The sequence below is a fragment of the Streptomyces sp. NBC_00104 genome (assembly GCF_045160825.1).
Lineage (GTDB): Bacteria > Actinomycetota > Actinomycetes > Streptomycetales > Streptomycetaceae > Streptomyces.
Map to the genome: position 1 here is coordinate 5,391,895 of NZ_CP108215.1, position 17,205 is coordinate 5,409,099.

The 17,205-nt window shown below is 69.0% G+C and carries 17 protein-coding genes; 9 read left to right on the plus strand and 8 right to left on the minus strand.

The features are described from left to right. Window positions 1–56: 56 nt before the first annotated feature. Window positions 57–482 (minus strand): ATP-binding protein, encoded by a 426-nt coding sequence (locus OG272_RS23760; RefSeq protein ID WP_405894777.1) that lies wholly within the window; start codon window positions 480–482, stop codon window positions 57–59. A 152-nt stretch (window positions 483–634) separates the two neighbouring features. Here OG272_RS23760 and OG272_RS23765 point away from each other — a divergent pair, with 152 nt between their 5' ends. Genes OG272_RS23765 through OG272_RS23775 form a run of 3 tightly spaced genes read left to right on the plus strand, consistent with a single transcriptional unit; the run spans window position 635 to window position 1,956 of the window. Beyond that, window positions 635–1,483, plus strand: coding sequence for a helix-turn-helix transcriptional regulator (locus OG272_RS23765; protein ID WP_327728930.1), 849 nt, complete (start codon window positions 635–637; stop codon window positions 1,481–1,483). 10 nt (window positions 1,484–1,493) lie between these two features. Further along, window positions 1,494–1,685 carry a DUF397 domain-containing protein gene (locus OG272_RS23770; protein ID WP_405894778.1) on the plus strand — a complete coding sequence of 64 codons (192 nt, stop codon included), beginning with the start codon at window positions 1,494–1,496 and terminating at the stop codon, window positions 1,683–1,685. Beyond that, window positions 1,678–1,956, plus strand: coding sequence for a DUF397 domain-containing protein (locus OG272_RS23775; RefSeq protein WP_257543731.1), 279 nt, complete (start codon window positions 1,678–1,680; stop codon window positions 1,954–1,956). The genes OG272_RS23770 and OG272_RS23775 overlap by 8 nt, the downstream gene beginning before the upstream one ends. A 48-nt stretch (window positions 1,957–2,004) precedes the next feature. On the opposite strand, the gene OG272_RS23780 is transcribed toward OG272_RS23775, so the two are convergent. The 5 genes from OG272_RS23780 to OG272_RS23800 form a co-directional block, all read right to left on the minus strand. Next, window positions 2,005–2,457 carry a hypothetical protein gene (locus OG272_RS23780; protein ID WP_328223538.1) on the minus strand — a complete coding sequence of 151 codons (453 nt, stop codon included), beginning with the start codon at window positions 2,455–2,457 and terminating at the stop codon, window positions 2,005–2,007. Between the two features lie 38 nt (window positions 2,458–2,495). Continuing rightward, window positions 2,496–3,107: a hypothetical protein gene (locus OG272_RS23785; protein ID WP_405894780.1), complete on the minus strand. Its 612-nt coding sequence runs from the start codon at window positions 3,105–3,107 to the stop codon at window positions 2,496–2,498. Window positions 3,108–3,222: 115 nt separating this feature from the next. Beyond that, window positions 3,223–3,870: a hypothetical protein gene (locus OG272_RS23790; RefSeq protein WP_326581225.1), complete on the minus strand. Its 648-nt coding sequence runs from the start codon at window positions 3,868–3,870 to the stop codon at window positions 3,223–3,225. 160 nt (window positions 3,871–4,030) lie between these two features. After that, window positions 4,031–4,861: an immunity 49 family protein gene (locus OG272_RS23795; protein ID WP_326581223.1), complete on the minus strand. Its 831-nt coding sequence runs from the start codon at window positions 4,859–4,861 to the stop codon at window positions 4,031–4,033. Between the two features lie 47 nt (window positions 4,862–4,908). Next, window positions 4,909–7,527, minus strand: a complete 2,619-nt coding sequence (locus OG272_RS23800) for a hypothetical protein (protein ID WP_405894781.1) — start codon at window positions 7,525–7,527, stop codon at window positions 4,909–4,911. Between the two features lie 619 nt (window positions 7,528–8,146). On the opposite strand from OG272_RS23800, the gene OG272_RS23805 reads away from it, so the two are divergent. The 6 genes from OG272_RS23805 to OG272_RS23830 all read left to right on the plus strand — a co-directional run bounded on the left by OG272_RS23805 (window position 8,147) and on the right by OG272_RS23830 (window position 15,821). Further along, window positions 8,147–8,455: a hypothetical protein gene (locus OG272_RS23805; protein WP_005476966.1), complete on the plus strand. Its 309-nt coding sequence runs from the start codon at window positions 8,147–8,149 to the stop codon at window positions 8,453–8,455. 205 nt (window positions 8,456–8,660) lie between these two features. Continuing rightward, window positions 8,661–9,524 carry a hypothetical protein gene (locus OG272_RS23810; protein WP_405894782.1) on the plus strand — a complete coding sequence of 288 codons (864 nt, stop codon included), beginning with the start codon at window positions 8,661–8,663 and terminating at the stop codon, window positions 9,522–9,524. Continuing rightward, window positions 9,514–10,839: a hypothetical protein gene (locus OG272_RS23815; RefSeq protein WP_405894783.1), complete on the plus strand. Its 1,326-nt coding sequence runs from the start codon at window positions 9,514–9,516 to the stop codon at window positions 10,837–10,839. The genes OG272_RS23810 and OG272_RS23815 overlap by 11 nt, the downstream gene beginning before the upstream one ends. Window positions 10,840–10,862: 23 nt before the next feature. Beyond that, on the plus strand, window positions 10,863–12,404 hold the full coding sequence (locus tag OG272_RS23820; protein ID WP_405896065.1) for an SCO6880 family protein: 1,542 nt from the start codon (window positions 10,863–10,865) through the stop codon (window positions 12,402–12,404). Window positions 12,405–12,530: 126 nt separating this feature from the next. Further along, window positions 12,531–13,967: an ATP-binding protein gene (locus OG272_RS23825; protein ID WP_328223550.1), complete on the plus strand. Its 1,437-nt coding sequence runs from the start codon at window positions 12,531–12,533 to the stop codon at window positions 13,965–13,967. 105 nt (window positions 13,968–14,072) lie between these two features. Beyond that, the gene (locus tag OG272_RS23830; RefSeq protein ID WP_405894784.1) at window positions 14,073–15,821 is read left to right on the plus strand and encodes a type VI secretion protein; all 1,749 of its coding nucleotides are present in this window, start codon (window positions 14,073–14,075) and stop codon (window positions 15,819–15,821) included. Window positions 15,822–15,836: 15 nt separating this feature from the next. Here the strand turns inward: OG272_RS23830 and OG272_RS23835 are convergent, their stop codons facing one another. Beyond that, on the minus strand, window positions 15,837–16,253 hold the full coding sequence (locus OG272_RS23835; protein ID WP_405894785.1) for a signal peptidase I: 417 nt from the start codon (window positions 16,251–16,253) through the stop codon (window positions 15,837–15,839). Window positions 16,254–16,291: 38 nt separating this feature from the next. Further along, window positions 16,292–16,864 carry a GNAT family N-acetyltransferase gene (locus tag OG272_RS23840; RefSeq protein ID WP_327728916.1) on the minus strand — a complete coding sequence of 191 codons (573 nt, stop codon included), beginning with the start codon at window positions 16,862–16,864 and terminating at the stop codon, window positions 16,292–16,294. Window positions 16,865–17,205: the final 341 nt, after the last annotated feature.

A 17,205-nucleotide genomic window follows, 5' to 3' on the forward strand; every position in this document is an offset into this window, starting at 1 on the left:
CCGCGCGCCAGTCCGCCGCCAGCAAGTGTAGAGCGGACCCCGCCCCGACGGAATGATCACCCGGCGGCCCCACAGTCGACCCACAGCAGCTTCCCACCCTGTGAGACACCGAGGTCGCGCAACACGGACACGCCCCGCTCCTGGGAACAGGCGCGCACGAGCTGCAGCCCACGCCCACGCTCGGCGTCGAGGTCGACGGGCCGGGCGTCCTCCGTGAACCCCACCGGCACCCGCCAGTCCCGATCCCACACCCCCACACGCAGCCTCCCGCCGATCTCCAGCACCCGCAGGGCGTACTCCTGCGTGGTGTGCCGATGAGCGTTGGTGAGCAGCTCTGCGGCCAACAGTTCGGCGGTGGGGGTGAGTTCGGAAAGACCATGGGCGTCGAGCACGGCCCGGAGAGTGGCGCGGCCGACGCCCGGGGAGCGGGGGTCCCGGGGGAGACGAAGGGTGTAGTTCCAGGACGGGGATACGGTGGCCATGGAAGTCTCCGGTTACTGAGGGGAGTTGGTCGGATACTGCTCCTGGGAACAAGGTAGCGTCGAGTTGTAAGTTGTTAGACCTAGAAGCGCGAACTTCTTCAGTGTTCATACGTGTGGGTGACACAGCCCGCCGAAGGAGAGCAACGTTGGCCATGAGAGGCAGCCCCACCGGGCGTCAACTCCGGCTGGGTACCGAACTCCGCAAGATGCGCGACCGAGCAGGCCTGACCTCGACCCAGGCCGCGCAACTGCTCGGCATCAAGCAGAACCAGGTCAGCAACATCGAGGCCGGCCGCCACGGCGTGAGCCCCGAGCGCCTGCGCACCATCGCCTGCCACTACGACTGCTCGGACAAGGCCCTGGTCGATGCACTCACCGCGATGACCCCCGACCGCAAACGGGGCTGGTGGGAGGAGTACCGCGAGCTGCTCTCCAGCGGTCTGCTCGACCTGGCCGAAGCGGAGCACCATGCCCACTCGTTGCGCAGCACGACCACGGCCCGCGTCCCCGGCCTGCTCCAGACCCGCGAGTACGCGCTCGAAATCTTCCGCCAGGCGGTCGTCGAGCTCTCGCCGCCCGACATCGAGCACCGGCTCTCGTTCCGCATCAAGCGGCAGGCCGTCCTCTTCCGCGGGGAGAACCCCACTCCGTACGCGGCGATCGTCCACGAGGCGGCTCTCCGCATGAAGGTCGGCGGCCCCACGGTCGCCCGGCAGCAGCTGCAGCATCTGCTCGACATGAGCGAACGGGACCACGTCACCCTGCGCGCCGTCACCTTCGACGTCGGCGCCTATCCGGGATCGGGACAGTCGATCTACTACTTGCACGGCGCCGTACCGCAGCTGGACACCGTCCAACTGGACCAGTCCCACGGCGCCACATTCGTCGACGCCGAGGCCCAGTTGCACAAGTACCGGACCCTCTTCGACCGGGTTGAGGCGATCGCGCTCAGCCCCGACAAGACCCGGGACCTCATCCACAACGTGATGCGAGACCTGTGAGGGAACGCCCATGACGCCGTACTGGCAGAAGTCCTCCTACTGCAGCGAAGGCGAGGCCTGCGTCCACATATCCACCGGCCCCGCCACCATCCAACTCACCGAATCCGCCGACCCCACCCAAGCCACCCTCACCACCACCCCCGCCTCCTTCCGAGCCCTCCTCCACGCACTCAAACTCGACAAGGAACCCGCCCGTGTCTGACATCCCCCCGGACCTCGACTGGATCCGCGCCGCCCCCGACGACGCCACCGGCCCCGGCCCCTGGATCGAACTCGCCTTCGGCGAGGGGAACGGCGAGGACGACCCGGAAGCCCCCGTCTACATCCGCGAGACGAGCGACCCGGACAACGTCGTGACCACAAACCGCCGCAAGTGGGACGCGTTCGTACTGGGCGTACAGGCGGGCGAGTTCGACCACTTCGTGGAGGGGGTCGAGGGCTTCGAACCGACGGTGCGGCAGCCGGAGGCCTGAGCAGAGCAACACCGACCGGCCGCCCGACCCCTCCGAAGACCGGGCAGGCTAGACCGGCTCGAAGATCCCGTCGATCCGAGGCCCGGCACTCGGCGTCATACGGCTCACGACACCGGCCTCCACGATCAGCAGATCCGGCAACCACTCCTCGTAGAAACGGACATGCCCCACCACCCCTACCGTGCTGGTACGCGCCCCGAGCCAGCCCACCAGCCGCCGCAGGTCGTCGAACTGGTCAGGATGCACCTCCTGCCGCACCGTCAGAGCCCACCCCGACTCCCGCCCGACCAGCTCCCCCACCAGGACCCCGCCGATCCGCCAAGCCGCCCCTCGCTCGGCCAACAACGGGAATTCGTACGCGCCTTGGCCCTCACCGTCGCCGTCGTCTCCGTCCCTGTCGTTGCCTCCCTCACCCAAGTGCCGGCGCAGCAAGGTGAGATCTTCGGCCGGAAGGGACGCAGGAAGATCGAGATTGAGCTGAAGCTCGTGGTAGTCACCCATGCCGGGAGGCTACGAGAGTGTGGGGAGAGCCGCTGCCCTCAGGACTTGAACCCGATCACCCCGAACCCGGGTCGCGACTCCGCGTGCCGCAGCCACTGCAGGACCTGCATGACCGCCTCCACGACCTCCGGCTCCAGCGGCGGCGGCGCCTCGCCCTTCGCCTTCGTCGCTTCGAACTGCTCCAACGCCCGCAGACACTGCTCGTGCCCCCACTCACCGCAGCCCGGCATGTACGTCGACGGCAGCGGAGCCGGCAGACCTCCGTACCCGAACTCCTCCACGGACACCGCGGTGACCCCCAGTGCGCTCAGCCCCTCGTCGACCACCGACAGCCAGTCGCCGCGGTGCGGGGTGAAACAACTGTTGTCCAGGAACGACCCCGTGAGGGAACACAGCCGCTTGTACGCATACCCGTACTGGAAGGCGTGCTCCTTATCCTCACTGAACGGCCCCCCGTGCACGACCGCCCGCAACGCCTCGTACGCCGTCGGCGCCCCGTCCTCGATCTCGGACGCGAACCACTCGTCGTCACGCGCAAGATCGTCCCCGAACCCGCCGCGCACAGCCTCCAGCAACTGTTCGTCCGCGGACCCGACCAACGCCCGGGTAGCAGCCACATCCAGCAGATACACACTCAGAGAAGAACTCATACCCCCAACGTAGCCACGGCCACTGACAGCGCCTCAGCCGGAACTCAGGGCGCGAAACGGCCCGTTGGATCGGCCTGCGGTATTGGCCGTACGTCGGCGTCCGGCGTCCGCCGCCTCACGGTGTCCATGTCACTCCTGAGGAGGGCGGGAAGTCGGGGTAGCCCTGACCCGTCCACACCGCGCCCGTGACCTCGGTGCCCGGGTCGGCGAAAACCGGTGCGCACGTCTCGTACGAGGCGCCGGGCGGGAAGCTCTTGGTCTTCGGGTAGGAGTCGCAGGGGGCGAAGGTCCCGATGAGCAGGAGTTGCCGGGCGGCGGTCCCGTCGTCGAGCAGCCCGCCCGGCGGGTCGACAGCCGCGTGGGAGAGATCGTTCTCGCCCGCGTTCTTGATGGTCGACCGCACGTAGTACGGCGTCATCTTCTTGGCGTCGCCCTTCAGCCCCAGCGGGGCCACATCCTCCTTGCTGCCCTTCTCGATGCCGGTGACGGTGACCTCGAGAATGCCCGCCTTCGTCGCCCCTTCGTAGCTGAGCAGGGTCGGCTCTCCGAGCTTCGCCTTGGTCCCCGCCTTCGCCGTACCGTCCTCGTTCACGCTGGACGTGGGGGACGGCGAGGACTCGGGGGAACCAGAGGCGGAGACACGCGGCGCAGGCTTGTCGGCAGAGGGACCCGCCCCGTCGTCGGCACCGCAGCCGACGAGGGTGAACAGGAGAAGCAACGAAGCCGCGCGCGGCGCTGGCAGACGACGAATGCGGGTGATCATGCCAGGCAGCGTATCCGTCAGTAGTACTGCTCCCTGAGGGGTGGCGGGACGACGGCGCCCCTATGCGCACGTGATCGGGCCAGCTCGTGATCCATGACCGGCCGTACCCACCGGCAGCACGCTGGCTCGCGTGTTCTCGGTGAAGTCGCCAACGGTCGGCTCACATGTCGATCTCGCCCTCCCAGGCGAATTCCAGCAGCGCCTTCGGCAGATACTCGGACTCGACCTCGATGGGGATGCCACGCTCGCGGGCGAAACAAGCGATGGCCAGGGGGCCCAGGGCGACGAGGCCGTCGCTGTTGACGGCTCGTTCGTCGTCGGCGCTCCAGTACAACTTGTGGTGCCGCAGGGCGTCCACCAGTGCCTCGTTGAACTGGTCGTGATCCCCACGCAGCATGCGATAGAAGAGGATGATGGGCGGGGACAGGAGATGTGTCATCACCTCCTGGTCGGCGTACCGGGCGGCATCCGGGCCGGTTCCGTCGACGGCCTCGACCAGCTTCGAGGAGACGTCTCCCTCGCGGAGCCAATGACGCTGCAGGGTTTCCACCCACGAGTAGATGTACTCGTCGAAGACCGCACCCGAGGCACGCAGCAGTGACACCGGCACTCGGGCCAACTGCGTCAGGCGCTCCTTGTCACGGCAGATCAGCGCCAGGTAGTACGAGTTGACCCAGGTCCCCGCGTTCAGATGGGACTGGGGGCCGGTGGCGGGGATGCGCCAGTCCTTCTCCTTGATTCGACACGTCACCGTGGTGCCCTCGTCCGCGACAGCGGCGGCGAACAGCGCGGATCCCAGCTGCATAGCCGTGACCCAGGCCTCCCAGGTCTCGAACATCGCCCCCTCGGCATCCGCGGCACACCGCGTCTCGGCGAGGATCAGCGTCGACTCCATCACCTGGGCCCGGGCGATGTCGGATTCCTCGATGACCTCCAGCAGCCAGGTGGCGGTCTTGTCGAGCGACCGGATGCCCGCAGCCTTGTCGGCCATGGAGTGGTCGTGGCGAGGAATGCTCGTGACCACTGGTTCTCTCCCCATCAGTAAAGGTCGAAGTGCTCAAGCTTCGCACCAGCGTACGAGCCGGTGCTCTCGTTGGCCTTCACCATGACGTACTTGAGCTTGCGGCCCACAAGCGCTCGCAGGACGTCATCCGCGATGTCGCCGTTGGTCACTGTCTCCCCAGCACTGTTCCGGACCGGGTTGCCGGCGCTGTCCCGCGCCACCAGCTCCGAGTTCTTCTGCATCTCGCTGATGATGGTCAGGACGTAGTCCTGCGTTCCCTGTTTGACCATCCAGCCCTTCGCGGCGCCGGCGCCCTTTCGCCACATCAGCCCGCTCTGCGGTGCTTTCGCCTCCACGATGAGCAGACTTCCGTCGTCGAGCCGGTAGAGCTGGTCGAACATGTTGGCGCCGTTGGAGGTCTTGGGCAGGTCGATCCACTGGGCGTCCGGATACTTGGTCGGGATGACGTGCCGCGCGGCCGCTTCTTCGCCCAGTGCCTCGGCTATCGAGCTGTTGTTGGGCCGGTCCGGCATCGCACTCCGGAACGCCTCCTGCGCGTCGGCGAGAGCCTTTGCGTTCGCCTTCGTGGGATGCGCCTCGTACGCCTTCTCGGCGGCCGTGAGGTCCTTGGACAGCTGACGGTTCCTCGCCGCGTCCTCAAGGTGGTCGATCTCATGGGCCGGGGCAGACCCCCAGTCGTATGTCCCGTCGTCCGCCCAGCTCCGCTCGCCCGGTTTGGCCGGAAGGGAGTCCTTCGCGATCCAGTTGCCGTGCTCGTCCTTGGCCAGGATGGGCAGCGGGTCGCCGTTCTCGTCGGTCGCCTTGGTGCTCCAACGGTGGCCGTCCGAGCGGTAGTACTTGTCGAACCAGGTCTTGTTGGGGTCGTTCGCCTTCCGGATCTGCTCCTCGACGATCTTCTTCGCCTCTTCCGGGGTCCGCTTCGGCGGTTGCTGCCCCTCGTCAGCGGCCCCGGCCCCGTTGTCCGCCGTGTGCCCGGCCCCAACAGCCTCATCCCCGGCACGCCCCGCGTCACCGAGCCCGTCTTCACCGGCTCGCCCGAGATCGTCCAGGCCCCCGCTCCCGCCAGACCCCCCATCGCGCCCCGATGGCGTGTTTTCGCCGCTACGGCTCCCGCCGCCGCCCAGGTTGTCTCCCCCGCGCCCACCGACAGCCGCCGAATCACCCCCACGCCCACCCACAGCCACGGAGTCGCCCACCCGTGTCCCGGCCCCGGCCCCCACCAGCTCGCGCTCGCCGAGAGATCCCGGCGTCTGCTGCCGTCCCCCGGCCTCCCCCGCCCGCTGTTCCGCGCTCGCCTCGTGCCGAATGCTGTCCAGCGACTCCCGTACCGTCCCGTCGGCGTTGTGCATCACCAGCGTCTTGGTGTCGAGGTAGACGACCTCGCCCTCGGGGGTCTTCATGCGGACCGAGTTCTCGGGCGTGAGCCCGGCCGGGAGGTCGTCGGCGATGTTCGGGGGATCGGCTATCTGATACGTGCCTTCGCCCAGCCTGATGTGCGTGCCGTTCGTGATCCCCCGCAGCCCGGCCATGACATCGCTGATCTTGACGGCCGTCCCGCCGATGCCCTTCGCGATGTACGTCATCGGGTCGACGATCCGCCCCGCCTTGCCCGCGAAGGAGATGGCCTTCGCGATCGCACCGGCCTTACCGGTCGCCGCGACCGCTCCTCCCGCCCCACCCGTGAAAACGGTCGTCAGGACGTTGAACGTCACCGCTCCCGCCGCCCGCGACGGGTTCTTGCCCCACTCGTCGTACGCGATCAGCGCCTTCCCGGTCTCCACGACCGCCGTACGGGAGTCGCGCAGCCAGGAGGGGAGCTTGTCGGCCGGGGTCAGCCAGTACGCGGCACCGAGCGGCGTTCCCGTGATCAGGATGCCGGTCGCGAGCTTGCCGAGGCCCACCCAGGCCTGGCCCGCCGCGTCCCAGCCGTTGAAGCCGACCAGCGTGCCGAGGCCCTTGATCGTGCCCCACACGCCGTCCACGACGAAGCCGACCGTGAAGTCCCAGGCGTGCTCGTGGAAGTAGTACCAGGGGTTGGACTCCTCGACGACGTCCCCCCACGGCAGACCGCCGGCGTTGTTCAGGTCCTCGGCCCGGTAGCCGTACGTGTTCTCCTTGTCCGACCCGTCGCCGACGACGAGCGGCTCTCCGCCGACCAGCGCGACGATCTTGTTGTAGCAGGCCCGCTCGGCGGCCTGGAACGCGGTCCAGGCCGCGTTCACCGCGTTGCGGCGGGCCGTGTTCTCGTCGATGAGGTCGCCGTCCGCGACCCAGTCGTCGTCGTCCGCGACGCGCCGTTCGAAGGCCGCCGCCTCCTCGCGGAGCGAGTTGAGCCTGTCGACCAGGGGCCGGACCTCTGCCGCGTAGTCGAGCAGCGCCTTGGAGACCGTGCCCAGCTCGGTCTGCAGGTCGTGGCCGGCCGCCGCGACCGGCGCGGTCGTCGCGAAGAGCTGGTCGGCCTCGGGGGCCTTGTAGAAAGGTTCCAGCAGATTGAAGTTGGCGTCGATCAGCAGACCCGCGGCACCGATCGCCATCCCGTCGAACGCGATGTCCCCGGCGTCCGTCTCCAGCTGCTCCAGATTCCCCGTGAACTCCGGTATCTCGGCTGAGACAACGGGCCTGTCCTCGCTCACGCCTACCCCCGTGGACGCCTCGCAGATACGTTCCCTCAACTCGGCGCCCAGCCTGCGCACCTGACGCAAGGACAGACAAGGACACCCAGTCGATCATTTGTACCAAAATTGCGATCGCGATCCCATGCACTTCTGGCCAAAGCTCGATCCTCAGGGCGAACCGGCCCCCACACACGACCCTTACGTCCACATCAGGCACACTCGAACTCCGGAGAACACCGGATCGACAGAACAGGGGCGAACAGGGCCGACACCCCGTCAGAAGCGGGGACGGGCCAGCCCCCTGAGGCCACGAAAGGGGAATAACGACGGAACCACACCACAGGTTCCGGTTCACCCTCGTTGCCCGGCGTGACCCGCCGTGATACACAGAGTGACGATACGACCCTTCGTTTACCGTTCCGCACCCCCCGTTAGGGGCCCACGCGGGTCGGCGGCAAGGGATCCGTACGAAAACCGCCAATCAATGACGCCAAGTCGACATACGACAGCGTCATTGTCGGCGAGAATGGGCCCGACCTCTGCGCACCCGCGCGGAGGTGTGCGGTGCGAACGCCGAGGCGCACGCGCCGCACAGCACCGAAGACAACAGAACTACCCACTAGGGGCGGTGACTTACATGTTCGTTGCGGCCGACAAGGGCGACATCACCACCATCATCGGCGGAATCGCCCCCGACTGGGGGCCTTTCGGCAGCCTGGGCAACGAAGCACGCGTGATGATCGAGGTCGTGATGGCGATCGCCATCCTCCTCTGCCTCGGCATCGCGATCTGGGGTGCGGCCAAACAGCGCATCGGCGCGACCGCCCTCCGCGACACCTTCAGTGCCGAACAGGGCAAGGGCCTCATCATCGCCGGCCTCACCGGCGTCTTCATCATCGGCTCACTGGGCACGCTCTTCACCATCGTGTACGGCATGGCCGTGTAGCGCCGCGGCCGGCCCTCGTCCCGGCCGGGCACGCCAGCTTCGCCCGGTTCCCCCTCCCACCCCACCCGTCCGTCGTGCCCACCGGCTGAGGTTGCGTTTCCCTGATGTCGAGTCTCCACACCGCGCCCGCGCGGGAACCAGCGCGGCTACCGTCGTACTGCTACGCCTTTCGGTACGACGTCGAAGTTGAAGGGGCGACTGCGGCATGAGTCTCGGCGACGAGCACGGGTACGAGTCCTCGCGCACCGGTGACGACGGGGCGTACGGGGCGTACGGGGGGTACGCGGGCACCGGCCAGACCCGGACCCGCCTCCCCGAAGGCGACGCCCCCTACGGCGGGGCACCCCGCCGCCCCCGCTCCTCCTCCAGAAGCCTCGTCACCATCGTCGGCGTGGTCGTCCTCCTCATCGCCGCGATCGCCTTCGCGAACCGGGGAGGCGGCGACACCGACACGGGTTCCGGCGACGCCAAGACGGAGACGGCGCCTACGGCGGCTTCGGGGGAACGGCCGGTGGAGTCGAAGACAGCCGGGATTCCTACGGGGTTCGCGCGGAGCGAGGAGGGCGTGCAGAGCGCCGCGGCCAACTACGCCGTGGCACTCGGCTCGACCGGCATGTTCCACACAGAGAGCCGGCACTCCATCGTCGACGCCCTCTACACCTCCGACGCGGCCGCCAAACTGCAAACACCGCTGGACGAGGCCTACTCGGCTGACTTCCTGAGCAATATGGGCCTGGACTCCGACGGCAACCCGCCCGAGGGCAGCACGTTCGTCTCGCGTGTGACGCCGTTGGGCACCACGGTCCAGGACTACGGCGACACCGGCGCCAAGGTCGCGGTTTGGTACATGGGCCTCATCGGCATGTCCGGGAAGAGCTCGACCGATCCCGTCACCTCCACCTGGAAGACGTGGACCTTCGATCTCCAGTGGTCCAACGGTGACTGGAAGATCGTCACGGACTCTCAGAAGGACGGCCCCGCCCCGGTCCCGGGCGACGACCAGGCCGCCACCTCCGAAGAGATCAGCAAGGCCGTCGAAGAGTACGGAGGGTTCACGTATGCCCGGTAGCCCGAACCGTGCGCTCAGGCTCACCGGAGCCGTAGCCGCCGTGCAGACGTCTGTCGTCCTGCTGGCGTCGAGCGCCTACGCGGCTCCCACCCCGTCGCCGTCGCCCTCGTCGTCGAACAACCCTTGCGATCTCATCGTCGGCGAAGCCAAGAAGTACTGCGAGCGAGAATCCGGCGAAAAAGGCGACACCAGCACCCTCCCCAACGACGTAACCACCACCCTCGACCCCCTCTCCTCCCTCGCCCAAGGCTGCGCCGACGCCGCCTCCTGGACCGTCGACAAGCTCTCCGAAGCCGTCAACGAGACCGCGGACGTCGACTTCACGAACCTCACGTTCCTGAAGCAGTACGCCGTCGTCTTCGCGGCCTCGGCGATCCTCACGCTCGTGCTGTGGCTGCTCGCGGTCACCAAGCGAGCCGTCCGGGGCGTGCCGCTCATGACCGCGATGTCGGAGGCCATCGGCTTCCTCTGGCTGACCGTGCTGGCGTCAGCCTTCACCCCACTGATCCTCTACACCGTCGTCTCGGCCACCGACGGCGTCAGCGACATCATCGCCCAGACGACCGGCAACCAGACGGACACGTTCTTCGGCACGTTCTCCGAGGCCCTGAAGCAGGGCAACGACATCGGCGGCGGCCCGATCATGCTCATCCTGGTGTCGCTGATCTCCATCGTCGCCGCGGGCGTGCTGTACATGGAGCTGTTCCTGAGGGCCGTCCTGCTCTACGTCGGCGCCCTGCTCGGCGTGGTGGTCTACGCGGGCCTCGTCGACAAGGACCTGTGGGGTCATGTCCGCCGCTGGGCGGGCATCATGATCGCGATCATCCTCGTCAAGCCCGTCATCGTCATCGTGCTCGGCCTCGCGGGCGCCCTGACCACGGAGGAGGGCCCCGACTCCCTCGCCGCGATCGTCTCCGGCCTCGCCATCATCCTCCTCGCCATCTTCGCCTCAGGCATGATCTACCGCTTCGTCCCCGGCTTCGGCGACGAGATCGCCAACTCCCGCAACAACCGCATCATGCGCGGCGCCGAGGGCAAGGCCGCGGCCGTGATCAGCTCTCCGGCCAGCCTCGTCGCCCAGGGCATCAAGACCCACAGCTCCCGGGCCGACAACAACGGCGGCGGCGGCGGAAGCAGCGCCCCCCGCCCCGCCAACCCCGTATCCGGCGGCGTGGCCGCCCACAGCTCGCGCCCCGCGAACGGAGGCGGCGGAACTGTCCCCTCCGCCGCACCCCCGCCCCGGACGAGCCCGGTCAACACCCCCCACGCCGGCAACACCCGCAACAGCAATCGCACGGGAGGTGAAGGGCGTTGACGGCTGATTCCCACGCGGCCCATTTGTCCCATCCGGTCACGCCCCGCCGTACCTATCTGATCGGCCGCGCCCGGCCGAACGCGATCATCGGCCGGAACCGCGAGTCCGGCGAGATCGCGCTGATCATCGCGGGCGCGTTCCTCGGCATGATGTGCGGCCTCCTCGTCCCGGTGCTCGTCCCGCGCATCGCCCTGCTGACGGGCTTCCCGATGCTGGCGCTGGCCGCCGTGTACGTGCCGTACAAGCGGCGGACGTTCTACAAGTGGTTCGAGATCAACCGCAGTTACAAGCGCAGCCTGCGCCGCGGCACGACGTACCGCTCCGCCAACATGGAGGCCGGAACGCGCCTCGACGGCCGTGAGGTCGAGGTCGGGCCCCCGCCGGGTATCGGCCGCATCACCTGGCTGGCCGCGCCCTTCGGCCCCGACGAGATCGCCGTCCTCCTGCACGCCGACCGCCGGACCGTCACCGCGGCCATCGAGATCGAGGGCCCGGGCGTCGGCCTGCGCGACTCCGAGGACCAGGAAGCCCTCGTCGACCGCTTCGGCACCCTCCTCAAGCACGTGGCCAACGGCGACGGCTTCGTCACCCGCCTGCAGATTCTCGCCCGCACCCTCCCGGCCGACCCCGACGCCCACGCCAAGGACGTCGCCCAGCGCGGCGACGAGCGCGCCCCGGGCTGGCTGCAGCAGTCGTACGACCAGCTGCAGTCCATGGTCTCCACGAGCAGCGAGCAGCACCGCGCGTACCTCGTCGCCTGCATGCACTACACCCGCGAACTGGCCGCCGAGGGCCACGCCATGGCCCGCGCGGCCCGCCCCCACCAGGGCCGCAAGCTCGACAAGGACGCGGGCCTCGCCGTCGTCATGGCCCGCGAGCTGACGGACATCTGCTCGCGCCTCCAGGAGGCCGACATCCGCGTACGGCAGCCGCTGGGCCAGGGCCGCCTCTCCTCCCTCATCCACTCCATGTACGACCCGGACCACCCCATCGACCACATCCAGGCCATGACCAAGCGCAACGCCTGGCCGGCCGAGCTGGACGCGATGGAGCCGGACTACCTCCAGGCCAAGACCCGCGAGTCCTCCACCCGCGCCCCCTGGTGCCACGCCACGGCCTGGGTGAAGGAGTGGCCGATGACCCCGGTCGGCGTCAACTTCCTGGCGCCGCTCCTGGTCCACACCCCGGACGTCATCCGCACCGTCGCCGTCACGATGGACCTCGAACCCACCGAGGTCGCCATCGAGCGCATGCTGACGGAGAAGACGAACGACGAGGCGGAGGCATCCCGCGCCGCCAAGATGAACCGGACCGTCGACCCCCGTGACGTGGCCTCCCACTCCCGCCTCGACCAGCGCGGCGAGGACCTCGCGAGCGGCGCGGCCGGCGTCAACCTGGTCGGCTACATCACCGTCTCCTCCCGTTCCCCGGAGGCGCTGGCGCGTGACAAGCGGACGATAAGGGCCTCGGCCGGCAAGTCGTATCTGAAGCTGGAGTGGTGCGACCGCGAACACCACCGGGCCTTCGTCAACACGCTCCCGTTCGCCACCGGAATCCGAAGGTAGGGCCACCGCGATGCGGGATCATCCGGACCAGCACCAGCAGGAGTCACCCCCAGGGTCGGTTTCCGAGACCGGCCGAGTGCCAGAGGCCGCTCGTGTGCCGCGGCAAGGACAGGAGGTACGTCGCTGATGCGGGACCCGATGTCCGCCCTCACGGACGCCTTCACGTCATTCCTCTTCGGCAAGGTCGAGACGACCCGCCTTCCCGTGCGCACCTCCACGGGCCAGGCCCAGGCGGTCTACCTCCCGACCGCCGCCCCCGGCCTCGGCGACTCCGGCGTGATCATCGGCCGCGAGGTCTACTCCGGCAAGGGCTACATCTACGACCCCTTCCAGCTCTACGGCCAGCAGCTCCCCGCCCCGCACTGGCTCGTCCTCGGCGAGTCCGGCAACGGCAAGTCGGCCCTGGAGAAGACGTACGTCCTGAGGCAGCTGCGCTTCCGCGACCGCCAGGTCGTCGTCCTCGACGCCCAGGGCGAGGACGGCGTCGGCGAATGGAACCTCATCGCGGAGGAGCTGGGAATAACTCCCATCCGCCTGGACCCGACGGCCGCCCTGGACCACGGCATCCGCCTCAACCCCCTCGACCCCTCGATCACCACGACCGGCCAGCTCGCGCTGCTCCGGACGATCATCGAGGTCGCGATGGGCCACGGCCTGGACGAGCGCTCCGGCTTCGCCCTCAAGGTCGCCCACGCCTACGTCAACGAGACCATCGTCGAACGTCAGCCGGTCCTCACCGACATCGTCGAGCAACTCCGCCACCCCGAGCCGGAGTCCGCGGAGGCGATGAACGTCGCCATAGACGACGTACGGGCGTGGGGCCTGGACGTGGCGCTGGTCCTGGACCGCCTGGTCGACGGTGACCTGCGCGGCATGTTCGACGGCCCGACGACGGTCGGCATCGACCTCGACGCGCCGCTCATCGTCTTCGACCTGAGCCACATCGACCGCAACTCCATCGCCATGCCCATCCTCATGGCGATCGTCGGCGTGTGGCTGGAGCACACCTGGATCCGCCCCGACCGGAAGAAGCGCATCTTCCTGGTCGAGGAGGCCTGGCACATCATCAACAGCCCCTTCGTCGCCCAGCTCTTCCAGCGCCTGCTGAAGTTCGGCCGACGCCTCGGTCTGTCCTTCGTCGCGGTCGTCCACCACCTGTCCGACGTGGTCGACGGCGCGGCGGCGAAGGAGGCCTCGGCCATCCTCAAGATGGCCTCGACACGGACGATCTACGCCCAGAAGGCGGACGAGGCGAGAGCGACGGGACGCGTACTGGGCCTGCCGCGCTGGGCGGTGGAGATCATTCCCACCCTCACCCCCGGTATCGCCGTCTGGGACGTCAACGGCAACGTACAGGTGGTCAAACACCTGATCACCGAGACCGAACGCCCCCTGGTCTTCACCGACCGCGCGATGACCGAATCGTCCGTCGACCACCTGATGGACCAGGACGACGCCTTCCACGCCGCCGAACTGGAGGCCGAGGAACGGGCGGCCGCGTTCGTCGCACAGCAACTGAGCGAGGTCGACGGATACGGCTCCTCCGAGTCGACGGTGGCCTGACCGAGACCAGGAACGAGCGGGACCAGGAACGAGCGGGACCGAGCAGGCAGGGCAAGGGAACGGCGTGAACGGCGGCGGAGGAAACGGCGTGAACGGCGGCGTGCGATGAGACCGGGCGACCGGCGCCCCGAGCAGGGCGGAGGCGGCGTCCCCGACGGGCTGCTGATCGCCCTCCTCGGCTTCCTGGTGGGCCTGACCCTGCTGGTCTGGTCCGCCACCGGCCTGGCCGGCCTCTTCGCCCACGGCGCCTGGCCCGACGCCATCACCTTCACCCGTACGCCCCTGGCCGTACGCAGCCTGGTCTCGAACCCCCAGGACCTCGCCGCGGCCTGGCCGGACACCCCCGCCGCCCAGCTCTCCGGCTACGGCCTCTTCTGGGGCCTCTTCATCGGCCAGCTCATGATCCTCCTCGTCCTGACCGTCTTCGTGATGGGCACACTGGCCCGCTGGCGGTCCGTACGAGCCCGGGAGAAGGCGGCACGAGCCCAGGGAAAGAGCAGCGGCGCGTCGACGACTGCCCCGACCGAGGCCCAGGGCCACACCACACCACACACCACGCCGTACGCCACACCGCACGCCGCTGGGTACGCCCACAGCCCGGACCCGACGGCCGACGCCCCCGGCGGGCCGGCCACCCCACCTGTCCCGCCGCACACCGGAAGACACACCGGCGGCCTCGCTCCCCCCGCCGGGTTCCCTGCCGCGCCCTCCACACCCTCCACGCCGGTCCCCGAGCCGCGGCACGGCGCGCCCTCTGCTCCGCTCGTCCCGGCGACCGAGGCTCCTCGCGCGGCCCCGCCCGGCCCGCACCCCACCACCCCCCTGACCCTCGCGACCGGTACGGAACCCGCCGCTCCGCCCGCCCACCCCCGGCCCGGAGGAACCGAAGCCCCGGCCGCCCTCCACACCGGCGGCTGGGCAAGCGCGCCCCCCTCGGTCGTCCTCGGCCCCGCCGAATCCCGTCGCCCCGCCGCCACCCAGGCCGTACGGGACGCCGAGGGCCCTGCCCTGGTGGTCACGTCCGACCCCACCCTCTGGTCGGACACGAAGGACGCCCGCGCGAAGCTGGGCCCGGTCCTCCTCTACGACCCCGCACACCGCTGCGACACCCCGGCCCGCCTCCACTGGTCCCCCATCGCCGGCTGCGAGGACAAGCCGACGGCACTGGCCAGGGCGATCGCCCTCCTCGCCCCCATCCGCCCCACCGCCAGGCTCGACCAAGCGATGGCGGACACGGCGGAAACCCTCCTGCGCAGCTACCTCCACGCCGCCGCCATAGACACCCGCACCATCCGCCACCTGCACCGCTGGGCCCAGGGCAGCAACGTCCAGGAAGCGGTACGCACCCTCCGTACGAACCCGAAAGCGGCTCCCGGCGCGGCGGGCGAACTGGAGTCGGCGCTCACCTCGCACCCCGAACGCCGGGACATCGCCCAGCAGTTGACGGCCCGAGCCCTCTCGGCCCTTTCCACGGTCAACGTCCGGGAATCCTGCACCCCGAACCGAGCCGACTCCCTCGTCCTGGATTCCTTCGTGCACGAGGGGGGAACGCTCTATGTGGTCGGCGACCCCATCGAGGACCCCAAGGCGAACCCTTCCGCGATGCCGCTTCTGACGGCCCTCGCCTCAAGCGTGGTCGAGCGCGGCCGGCGCATGGCCGAACGGTCATCCTCCGGCCGCCTCGACCCACCACTCACCCTGGTCCTGGACGACGTGGCAGCCGTGGCCCCGCTCCCCCAGCTCCCCCAGCTCCTGACCAGCGGCCCCGACCAGGGCCTCCCCACCCTGGCCCTCCTCCGCTCCCGCGAACAGGCCAGATCCCGCTGGCCCCACCACGAACTCCCGCTGCCGTAAAGGCCACGGGGACCGTCACCCGGCCGACGCCCCGCTCTCGCCCTCATACTCGCCCTCGTGCTCACCCTCCTGAGACACCGCGTACCCGGGCACGGACGGCCACCGCACGGTCAGCACCACCGACTCCTCCTCGGCGACCCAGGAGTGGTCCACCCCGCGCCCCCAGACGACATAGTCGCCCTGGCGCTCCAACACGACGCTACGGCCGGGAAAGTCGACCCGGAAGCGACCGCTGATCAGCACCTGCAGGGCGGTACGTTCCTCGCCCCGGACCCACTGCGCGCGTGTGTCGCCCCGCGGATGAACACCCCATTTGATCTCCACCGCCTCACTCCGGCGAGGATCACCGTCCGCCTTGAAATGCCCGAGCAGCCAGCCCCGGTCCATGGCCGCGTCCTTGCCCGCATTGCCCACGTACACGCTGTCGTCCATGCCGCCGAAGCTAACACCAGCCCGTCCGGCGCCCGCGCCTACGCCGGCTCCAGCACGTACTCCAACTCCCGCCCCTCGTCCCCCTCTACGGTCACCCCGCTGCCCACGAAGCCTGCCCGCCGATAGAACGCCGCGGCCCGTCCGTTCCCCTCGTTCACGAACAACCGCACCCGCTCGACGCCGACTCCTCGGGCCCACTCCACCGCGACCGCGAACATCGCCTCTCCCAGGCCCTTCCCCCGATGCCCGTCCCGCAGGAACACCCCCACCAGATGCCCCTGCCGCCGCTCGACGATCCCTCCGAAGAAGTCCCGCGTCCCGGCCTCCTCCACGAGCACGGTCACCGTCCCGACCCATGCACCGTCCTCGCTCTCCACAACGAACTGCTGCCGCTCCCGAACCCCCTCCGCGGCCTTCTCCGTCCGCTCCTTCCAGAACGCGTCGGACCGCGCCAGGGCATCCTCGTAGGTCTCCAGAAACGCGAGATGCGCCACCGGGTCCAACAACGCGGCCAACCGCAACTCCCGTACGGCCCGCCACTCATCAGCGCGAACGGCCCGCACCACATACCCCTCGGGCACAGCGCCCTCGGCACCCCTCAGCAGATCCATACCGGCGACGCTAGCCTCACGCTTTCTTGAAGCAGGCTGTCCGGCAGGTGGTCAGCTCAGCAAAAAGTGCCCCTGACCAGCAAGAATGAGGATTGTCGAGGTCCTTGTTCCCGCTGAAACCAGAGGCACTTTCCAGGTGAAGGTGCGACACGAGGTCGCGTGTGTTGAGTGGGCTCTTTTGGAGAGGGGGTCGGCGATGGCGTCGGCGACAGAGTAGCCCCGGGTCAGTGTCCGATGACCTGTCCCCACCCGGACATGCGTCGCTGGTAACGGCGGGGTGTGAAGCTCCGGGGGAAAAGCCCAAGTGCCCTCGTTCCACCCGAGGGCAACAGGCAAGGGGA